This window comes from Cryobacterium ruanii (genome assembly GCF_004404055.1).
Lineage (GTDB): Bacteria > Actinomycetota > Actinomycetes > Actinomycetales > Microbacteriaceae > Cryobacterium > Cryobacterium ruanii.
In genome coordinates this window covers 155,726-163,040 of sequence record NZ_SOHK01000024.1, presented here as the reverse complement: position 1 = coordinate 163,040, position 7,315 = coordinate 155,726, and the positions used below count along the sequence as shown (strand labels likewise).

7 protein-coding genes are annotated in these 7,315 nt (G+C 66.9%); 1 reads left to right on the top strand and 6 read right to left on the bottom strand.

Annotated elements, in window-relative coordinates:
* Window positions 1-76: 76 nt before the first annotated feature.
* The 5 genes from E3T47_RS15705 to gabT all read right to left on the bottom strand — a co-directional run bounded on the left by E3T47_RS15705 (window position 77) and on the right by gabT (window position 4,827).
* Complete coding sequence (locus E3T47_RS15705; RefSeq protein ID WP_166805737.1) at window positions 77-295, bottom strand: universal stress protein; 219 nt, start codon at window positions 293-295, stop codon at window positions 77-79.
* Window positions 296-316: 21 nt separating this feature from the next.
* Entirely contained in the window at window positions 317-505 is a 189-nt protein-coding gene (locus tag E3T47_RS15700) for a hypothetical protein (RefSeq protein ID WP_134556964.1), read from the bottom strand.
* On the bottom strand, window positions 502-1,869 hold the full coding sequence (locus tag E3T47_RS15695; protein WP_134556963.1) for a flavin monoamine oxidase family protein: 1,368 nt from the start codon (window positions 1,867-1,869) through the stop codon (window positions 502-504). The genes E3T47_RS15700 and E3T47_RS15695 overlap by 4 nt, the downstream gene beginning before the upstream one ends.
* Window positions 1,870-1,894: 25 nt before the next feature.
* Entirely contained in the window at window positions 1,895-3,322 is a 1,428-nt protein-coding gene (locus E3T47_RS15690; protein ID WP_422386509.1) for an NAD-dependent succinate-semialdehyde dehydrogenase, read from the bottom strand.
* Between the two features lie 125 nt (window positions 3,323-3,447).
* Window positions 3,448-4,827, bottom strand: coding sequence for a 4-aminobutyrate--2-oxoglutarate transaminase (gene gabT / locus E3T47_RS15685; protein ID WP_134556962.1), 1,380 nt, complete (start codon window positions 4,825-4,827; stop codon window positions 3,448-3,450).
* A 152-nt stretch (window positions 4,828-4,979) separates the two neighbouring features.
* On the opposite strand from gabT, the gene E3T47_RS15680 reads away from it, so the two are divergent.
* Window positions 4,980-6,596 (top strand): PucR family transcriptional regulator, encoded by a 1,617-nt coding sequence (locus tag E3T47_RS15680; RefSeq protein WP_134556961.1) that lies wholly within the window; start codon window positions 4,980-4,982, stop codon window positions 6,594-6,596.
* Here E3T47_RS15680 and E3T47_RS15675 read toward each other — a convergent pair.
* Window positions 6,586-7,263, bottom strand: a complete 678-nt coding sequence (locus E3T47_RS15675; RefSeq protein WP_134556960.1) for a DUF8185 domain-containing protein — start codon at window positions 7,261-7,263, stop codon at window positions 6,586-6,588. The genes E3T47_RS15680 and E3T47_RS15675 overlap by 11 nt on opposite strands.
* Window positions 7,264-7,315: the final 52 nt, after the last annotated feature.

Here is a 7,315-nt window from a genome sequence, read left to right as displayed (position 1 = left end):
GAGTCCGGTGACAACACCCCCCGGATCATTAATGACTGGGGGCAACAATCATGCCGGACCCGACAGGCCAACTCCCTCAGATACTCACACCATCCGAGGTTACGAACAAGGTAACGGGGGAGGAGTGCAGCAGACCGCCAGCGACGCTACCGATCGCGAAACGGCCGAGAAGACCGTGGGTGGCCGCGCCAATCACGATCAGATTCGCCTGCAGCCGCGCGGCAGCGGCGAGCAGCCCGTGGGTGAAGGAGTCGGCATGTTCGAGATGGGTGTGCACGGAGATACCCGCGGGCACCAGGGCGCGCGCTTCTTCCAGCTAGCCCTCGGCCGTGTCGAGCAGAAGTCGGTCATAGCCGGGATCGGTGGGAGTCAGCGTTGCGCGCTCGCCCCCATTGAGCACGAGCACCACGTCGAGTTCAGCGCCGGGCGCGCGGGCCAGACGCACGCCAAGAGCGAGGGCATCCGCTCCCGCCGGGGTGGCGGTGTAGCCGACCAGAAACCTCACGCGGTGGCCGAAACACGCGTCGCGATGATCGCCGCAGCCGTGTCCTGCCCGACGCGAATGGCACCGTCGACGTGCTGGTAGCCCTTGCCAGCCATGTCACTGCAGGAGAAGGATATCGGGCCGACGGGGGTGCGCAGCTCGGCGCCGTATCGGGCCAGACCGCCGATGTCGAAGCTCGCCGCGTAGGCGCCGCGGGTCCATTCCTCGGAGCCCCAGTCACTCTCGTAGTACACGACCGGGTGCAGCGCCTGCTCGCCATAGTAGTGCGACATTGACTCGAGGATGCGCTTCTTGCGCTCGTCGGCCGTGAGTGCGAAAACGCCGTCCGCTTCTTCATCGGAGACGAAACCGACCAGGGTGCCGCGCGGGTCCTCGAAGTTGGTGTTGTCGTAGGCCTCGTGCACAAGCTCATAGGGGCTGAAGGCGGTGCCGGAGAGGTCGTCAGCACGCCAGAACGGCGTGTCGTAGACGGCGTGCACCTTGATCACGAAGCCCATCGAGAGGTGCTGGTGCAGCTGCTGCTGCCGACGCGGCAGGGGCGGGTCGAAGCTGATCCGGCTGATCAGCGGCGGCGGAACGGCCACGATGGTGTGTCGGGCGGTCACCGTCATACCGTCGGCGACTACCGTTACACCGGCCTCATTCCAGGCCAGACTGCGCACCGGCTGCCCGAGGTAGACGTCGCTGCCAAGTTTCTCGGCCAGCAGTAGCGGCACCTGCTGCAGCCCGCCAACCACGCGTTCGTCGAGAATGAAATCGGAGTCGACGAGGTTGCTGAACGACCCGGCGCTCGCCGCCATCAGCAGCGCCTGCAACGCCGAGAACGCGTGCGCCGGCTTGGTGAGCATGGCCCCGGCAATGAACATGCCAATGTTGTCGCGGGCTTCCTGGTCGTCGGTCTGCGTCTCCAGCCAGCGTCTGAACGATACCTCGTCGAGTTCCTTGGCGAGCGGATGCTCCCACGGGCGATCCGGGTCGATCTCAGCCACGAGGGCGTCGAGTTTGTCGATCAAGCCCACGATCTGCGCCTCGGTTCCCGCCGGCACCGGAAAGATCTCGCCGTCGAAGCGGCTGACCACGCCGGCACCGTTGATGTAGACGTTGCGGCCGGAGCGATAGCGCGGATACGTTTCCAAGCCCAGCTCGGCGAGCGTGTCTTTGAGGGCATGCTGGTCGGGCGAGACCCACTGGCCGCCGATCTCGAGCATGGCGCCCTCGATCTCGTCGGTCAACAGGCGCCCGCCGACGCGGTCGCGAGCCTCGAGCACGGCCACCGTGAGGCCGGCCTTCTGCAGTGCGGTGGCGGCGGTGAGACCGGACGCCCCGGCACCGATAATAACGACATCACGATCAATCGTGCTCATGGTTGCTCCTGTAATGACTGGTGGGTTAGATCGCGGGGATGAGGGTGTACTTGGTCGAGAGGTATTCGTGGATGCCTTCAAGGCCACCCTCGCGACCCAGCCCGGACTGCTTGACACCGCCAAACGGTGCAGCTGCATTGGAGACGAGGCCGGTATTCAGGCCCATCATTCCCGTTTCGATACTGTCGATCATACGGTGACCACGTGCGATATCGGTGGTAAAAACGTAGCCGATCAGTCCATATTCGGTGCCATTTGCCATTTCAATGGCCTCTTCGTCTGTTTCAAAAGTTCTGATACCGACGATCGGTCCGAAGATCTCTTCTCGCACAATGCGGCTGTCAGCGCTCACGTTGACCAACACGGTCGGCGCGAAGAACGAGCCGGGCCCCTCGCGGCGCGTGCCGCCGGTGAGCAGGGTGGCGCCGCGCGACAGGGCATCCTGCACGAGGGTGTCGATGTTGTCGACGGCCGCGTCGTTCACGAGCGGTCCGAAATCCACCGCCGGGTCGATGCCCGGGCCGATCACGAGGGCGTCCACCCGCTCGGTCAGCCGGCGGCCGAATTCTTCGGCAATCGACGCGTGCACGATGAACCGGTTGGCCGCCGTGCAGGCCTGGCCGGTGTTGCGAAACTTCGCGAGCATGGCGCCGTTGACAGCCTGCCCGAGATCGGCGTCGGCGAAGACGATGAAGGGGGCATTGCCGCCGAGTTCCATCGAGGTGCGCAGCACGTTCTGGGCCGCCTGGGCGATGAGGGCGCGCCCGACGGCGGTCGATCCGGTGAAGCTGAGCTTACGCAGCCGGGGGTCGGCGATGATCGGGGCGGACACTGCCTGCGACCGGGTCGTGGTGATGACGTTGACGACGCCGGCCGGCACACCGGCGTCCGCCAGCAACTGTACGAACAGCAGGGTGGTCAGCGGGGTCAGCTCGGCAGGTTTGACGACGACCGTGCACCCCGCGGCGAGGGCCGGCGCGATCTTGCGGGTGGCCATCGCGAGCGGAAAGTTCCACGGGGTGATCAGAAAGCACGGTCCCACCGGTCGCTGCGTGACGACCATCGTGCCGGTGCCCTCCGGGGTGGCACCGTACCGGCCGCTGATGCGCACGGCCTCCTCACTGAACCAGCGCAGAAACTCGCCGCCGTAGGTAACCTCCGAGTTGGCTTCGGCGATCGGTTTGCCCATCTCGAGCGTCATGAGGGTGGCGAAGTCGTCGCGGCGCTCCTGCAGCAGGTCGAAGGCGCGGCGGAGAATCTCGGCGCGCACCCGCGCGGGGGTGGCCGCCCAGGAGTCCGTTGCGGCGACGGCTGCATCGAGCGCGCGGGCGCCGTCGTCGACGGAGGCGTTTTGGATCTGTTTAAGAATCAGCCCGGTCGCCGGGTCGGTCACTGGGATCAGTTCCCCGGTGCCGTTGACCCACTGGCCGTTGATGTACAGCTGGTCGGGCACGCGGGCGAGCAGTGCGACCTCGCCCGTGGAACGAGCACCCTTGGAACGAGGACCCGTGGAACGAACACCCGTGGAACGAACTGCCGGGGATCGCTCGGCCCCATGGATCACGGCGCTCACGGCGCTCACGCTGCGGCCGAATCGGCGGCCAGTGCCTCGGCCAGAACCTGCAGGCCCTCGAGCAGCAGGGCGTCGGGAATGCTCAGCGGTGGCAGAAAGCGGATGACGTTGCCATAGGTTCCGCAGCCGAGCAGAATCACGCCCTGGGCGTGCGCGGCGGCGATCACCCGACCGGTCAGGGCGGCATTCGGCTCGCCCGTGGCGGGGTCGACGAGTTCGATGGCCATCATGGCACCGCGGCCGCGAACTTCAACGATGCGCGGATCGGCTGCGGCGAGCGCTTCCAGGCGCTGGCCCATGATCCGTCCGATATCAGCAGCGCGTTCGACCAGGTTGTCACTCTCATAGGTGTCGATGGTGGCGAGCGCAGCGGCGCAGGCGAGCGGATTGCCGCCGTAGGTGCCGCCGAGTCCGCCGGCCTGCGGGGAGTCCATGATGTCAGCACGCCCGGTAACGGCCGACAACGGCAGCCCGCCCGCGATGCCCTTGGCGGTGCAGATCATGTCGGGCACGATACCCTCGTGCTCGCAGGCGAACATGTGGCCCGTGCGGGCGAAGCCAGTCTGGATTTCGTCGGCGATGAAGATGACCTCGTTGGCGCGGCACCAGGCCAGCAGGGTGGCGAGAAAGCCCGGTGCCGGAACAATGAAGCCGCCCTCCCCCTGGATGGGTTCGATAATGATCGCAGCGAGATTGCTCGCGCCGATCTGCTTCTCGATCTGCGAGATGGCGCGGTTCGCCGCTATGACGCCATCGAGGCCGCCGTCGCGGAGTGGGTACGACATGGGTGCGCGGTACACCTCTGGGGCGAAGGGGCCGAAGCCACTTTTGTAGGGCTGACTCTTGGCGGTCAGGCTCATCGTCAGGTTGGTACGGCCGTGGTACGCGTGGTCGAAGGCGACGATCGCCTGCTTGCCGGTGAAATGCCGGGCGATCTTGACCGCGTTCTCGACCGATTCGGCCCCGGAGTTGAACAGCACGCTGCGCTTCTCGTGGTCGCCGGGCGTGAGGCGGTTCAGGGCTTCGGCCACCTCGATGTAGGAGTCGTAGGGTGCCACGGTGAAGCAGGTGTGGGTGAACTGGGCCAGCTGGGCGGCGACGGCCTCAACGACGCGCGGGGCGCTGTTGCCGACCCCGGTCACGGCGATGCCTGACCCGAGGTCGATGTGCGAGTTACCGTCGACGTCGACGACAACGCCTCCGCCGGCGGCCACCACGTAGACGGGCAGCGAGATGCCCACACCGGCCGAGACGGCCTGGGCCTTGCGTTCGCCGAGAGCCCGCGACTTCGGCCCGGGGATGCTCGTGACCAGTTTGCGTTCCTGGGCCAGCGAAGGGCCACCGAGCGGTGTGCTGGTGGGGCGAGGAGTGTCTACGAGTGTCATGCGGGTTTCCGATCGAAGCGACGGGCGTTTACGCGGCGTGATGCCGCAGTGCCGGTGTGGCACGGGGCAATGCTAGGCAGAAATATAGAGACAGGCTCTGTCCAGGTTGTATAGTGAGGGCACTTCTATTGGCCTAATCGTATAAGGCGTCCATGCTCCCCACCCTGCGCCTGCTGCTCGCTGACCCGAACCTCGGACTCGCCCTGCTCGACCCGACCGGCCCGACCGCTGCCGGCGCGACCCCGGCTAGCGCTACTCCGGCCAGCCCGTCGATGCTCGACCGAACCGTCGAATGGGTGCACAGTTCCGACCTGATCGATCCGACCCCGTTCCTCTCCGCAGACCAGGTGCTGCTCACGACCGGCACCCAGTTCGGCAGCGATCCGACCAAGGATGCCGACTTCCGCCCCTATGTACAACGCCTGCATGACCGGGGCATCACCGCGCTCGGTTTCGGCACCGAGGTCATTCGGGACGGCACGCCGGACGGGCTGATCGCCGCCTGCCGCTCACTCGAGCTGCCGCTATTCGAGGTGCCCTATCGCACCCCGTTCATTGCCGTGGCCCGGGCAGCCGGCGACCTCGTCGCCGAGGATCGCTATGCCCGCGCCACCTGGGCCCTCAAAGCGCAACGCGCCATCGCGCTCGCCGCGCTGCGCCCCGACGGTTTGAGCGCGACCCTCGCCGAGCTATCCACCCAGCTCGGCCACTGGGTGGCCCTGTTCGACGCGAGCGGCATCCTAAACCGGGTGTTCCCCCGCGCCACCTTCACCGCGGCCCCCGACGCCCTCGCCACCGTTCAACACGAGGCGCGGCGCCTGCTGGCCCGCGGCCAGCGCTCCAGCAGCACCGTTGACGCCGGCGGTGAGACGCTCACTTTGCAAACCCTCGGCGGCCACGACCACCTGCGTGGCGTGCTCGCCCTCGGCGGCCCCAGGGCCCTCGACCAGGCCAGCACCGAGGTCGTCACGAGTGTGATCGCCCTGGCCGGTCTCGCCCTGGAGCAGCACAACGCCCTCGATCGAGCCCAGGGCCTATTGCGTACCGGGCTGATGCACACCCTCCTTGGTGGTGACCACAAACTGGTGGAACAAATCTCTTTGCAGATGTGGGGCGCACTCCCGGCTGCCCCCGTGCTCGTTGCCGTCGTCGACGTTCCGTCGCTCCGCCGCGATGCCATCACCGAATACCTGGAGCTGCGCGTTGAGGACACCCCCGGGCAGCTGTTCTTCGCCCGCCAGGACGACACCATCGTGCTGTGTCTCGAACGCTCGGCCGACGGCATCCTCTCGAATCTGTGCACTCTGTTCGACCTGCACGCCGGCCTGTCGGAGCCGAGCACCTATCGGCAATTGCCCCGCGCCCTCGATCAGGCCGAACAGGCAGTCACCCGGGCGAGGGAAGGTGCGGCGGGGGTGACCACGTTCAACGACGTAGCCCGCCAGGGCGTGCTGGCGCTCCTCGCGAGAACGGATGCCCACGCGGTCGGCCTCGCGACCCTCGCGCCGGTGCTTGCATACGATCGGGCGCACGCCACCGAGCTGCTGCGCACCCTGCACGCCTGGCTGCTCTGCAACGGGCACTTCGGCGAGGCCGCAGCGCAGCTCGGCGTGCATCGCCACACGGTGCGCACCCGTATCCAGCAGGCAGAACAGCTGCTCGCCCGCGACCTCGGTTCGTTTCCAGCGCGCGCAGATGTCTGGGCAGCCCTGCTCGCGACCGACACCGCCGTCGTGTCGCCACTCCGGCCCCGGGTGATCAGGCCTTGAGGGTCCACGGCTTGCGCCGCACCAACACGTGGCCGCGGCTCGTGCTGAGGCGGGTCCACAACCCCGACTCGAAGAGCTGCACCGGTTCGTCATCAGCGAGGAAGCCCAGGCTGAACGCGGCGAAACCGGCACCGGTCGGCACGAATTCGAGCCCGTCGACCTGACGACCCCAGACCTCGGACCGAACGCGCTCGACGATCAATTCCCCAGCGCCGTCGGGGACCGTAGCAGCGACCTCGTCGATCCCCTCCCGAGCGGCCGTTTCGAGGTGGGCAGCCAGAGTCTGCCCGTGCGGTTCCCAGCCGCCCTTCGGCGGGGAGATGCCGGCCCAGGTCACGGTATTCACCTCGAGGGGCACGGTTACGATGACCGGCAGGGTCAGGTCACGAGCGGTGGACTCGAGGTGCTTGAGGCGTTCGAGCAGGGAGCGCACCGGCACGACGTTGTCGAGGTCGACCGGCTCTTTCAGCGCGAAAGTACGCAGGCCGAGCACGGTCGGGCTTGCGTCGAGCAGGCCGCGCGGATAGAAGATTGCGGTGTAGACCGCCAGAACCCCCTTCGCGGCCATGAGACGCACGGAACCGTCGAGAACACGCCCGGATCGTGACAGAAACACGATCAGGTCGCTGAGGGACTGGGAATCGGTAAGTGTGAATGACTGGCTCATCATCTCCTAAACTACCAAGATGCGCCACGACCGCATGCCGCATACGCGAACT

What these genes read in the sequence shown, in the direction of transcription:
- gabT (WP_134556962.1), bottom strand. Translation starts at nt 4,827, where the DNA reads ATGACACTCGTAGACACTCCTCGCCCCACCAGCACACCGCTCGGTGGC.
- E3T47_RS15675 (WP_134556960.1), bottom strand. Translation starts at nt 7,263, where the DNA reads ATGAGCCAGTCATTCACACTTACCGATTCCCAGTCCCTCAGCGACCTG.
- E3T47_RS15695 (WP_134556963.1), bottom strand. Translation starts at nt 1,869, where the DNA reads ATGAGCACGATTGATCGTGATGTCGTTATTATCGGTGCCGGGGCGTCC.
- E3T47_RS15680 (WP_134556961.1), top strand. Translation starts at nt 4,980, where the DNA reads ATGCTCCCCACCCTGCGCCTGCTGCTCGCTGACCCGAACCTCGGACTC.